This window comes from Anaerocolumna aminovalerica (genome assembly GCF_900115365.1).
GTDB lineage: Bacteria > Bacillota > Clostridia > Lachnospirales > Lachnospiraceae > Anaerocolumna > Anaerocolumna aminovalerica.
In genome coordinates this window covers 1-1,582 of sequence record NZ_FOWD01000080.1, presented here as the reverse complement: position 1 = coordinate 1,582, position 1,582 = coordinate 1, and the positions used below count along the sequence as shown (strand labels likewise).

The 1,582-nt window shown below is 51.8% G+C and carries 1 rRNA gene; it reads right to left on the bottom strand.

The features are described 5' to 3' along the window. A 23S ribosomal RNA gene (locus tag BM183_RS20405) occupies positions 1-1,582 on the bottom strand; the annotation flags it as partial.

The following is a 1,582-nucleotide window of genomic DNA, read 5'->3' as shown; positions in this document are numbered from 1 at the left end:
ATCTTGAGGGGGGCTTCACGCTTAGATGCCTTCAGCGTTTATCCCTTCCAAACTTGGCTACTCGGCCATGCCATTGGTATGACAACCGATACACCAGCGGTTCGTCCAACCCGGTCCTCTCGTACTAAGGTCAGCTCCTCTCAAATATCCTACGCCCGCGCCGGATAGGGACCGAACTGTCTCACGACGTTCTGAACCCAGCTCGCGTACCGCTTTAATGGGCGAACAGCCCAACCCTTGGGACCTACTACAGCCCCAGGATGCGATGAGCCGACATCGAGGTGCCAAACCACTCCGTCGATGTGAACTCTTGGGAGTGATAAGCCTGTTATCCCCAGGGTAGCTTTTATCCGTTGAGCGATGGCAATCCCACTTTATACCACCGGATCACTAAGTCCTACTTTCGTACCTGCTCCACCCGTCGGTGTCGCAGTCAAGCCTTCTTATGCCTTTGCACTCTGCGAATGGTTTCCAACCATTCTGAGAAGACCTTTGAGCGCCTCCGATACCCTTTCGGAGGCGACCGCCCCAGTCAAACTCCCCACCTGACATTGTCCACTGCCCGGATCACGGGCACATGTTAGAAACTCAATACTGCAAGGGTGGTATCCCAACAATGACTCTGCGGCAACTGGCGTCACCGCTTCCTAGTCTCCCACCTATCCTGTACATGCAATACCGAATCCCAGTATCAAGCTAGAGTAAAGCTCCATGGGGTCTTTCCGTCCTGGCGCAGGTAACCAGCATCTTCACTGGTATTTCAATTTCACCGGGTGCATTGTCGAGACAGTGCCCAAATCATTACGCCTTTCGTGCGGGTCGGAACTTACCCGACAAGGAATTTCGCTACCTTAGGACCGTTATAGTTACGGCCGCCGTTTACTGGGGCTTAAGTTCAATGCTTCGCAAGTCGACACGTCGACTGCTAACATCTCCCCTTAACCTTCCAGCACCGGGCAGGCGTCAGCCCATATACTTCACCTTTCGGTTTTGCATAGACCTGTGTTTTTGCTAAACAGTTGCTTGGGCCAATTCTCTGCGGCCTGTATTTCTACAGGCACCCCTTCTCCCGAAGTTACGGGGTCATTTTGCCGAGTTCCTTAACAATGCTTCTCCCGTCGGCCTTAGGATTCTCTCCTCATCCACCTGTGTCGGTTTACGGTACGGGCTTATAGAAAACAATAGCAGCTTTTCTTGGCAGTTTGCTCACCAGCTTCCCTACTTATATTTCGGTCCACATCACGCCTTCCCATTGACTGACGGATTTGCCTGTCAGTCTGGTACTTCGCTTGTACCGGTCTTTCCATTCCCGGCTCTGGCTTTCACCCTGCGTCCCCACAGTTCTGTTTCTATAAGGTACAGGAATCTCAACCTGTTGTCCATCGACTACGTCTTTCGACCTCGCCTTAGGTCCCGACTTACCCAGAGCAGATCAGCTTTACTCTGGAAACCTTAGATATTCGGCCTAGAAGATTCTCACTTCTATCTCGCTACTCATTCCGGCATTCTCTCTTCTTAACACTCCACTGCTCCTTTCGGTACAGCTTCGTCGCAGTTAAGAATGCTCCTCTACCAATTGTAC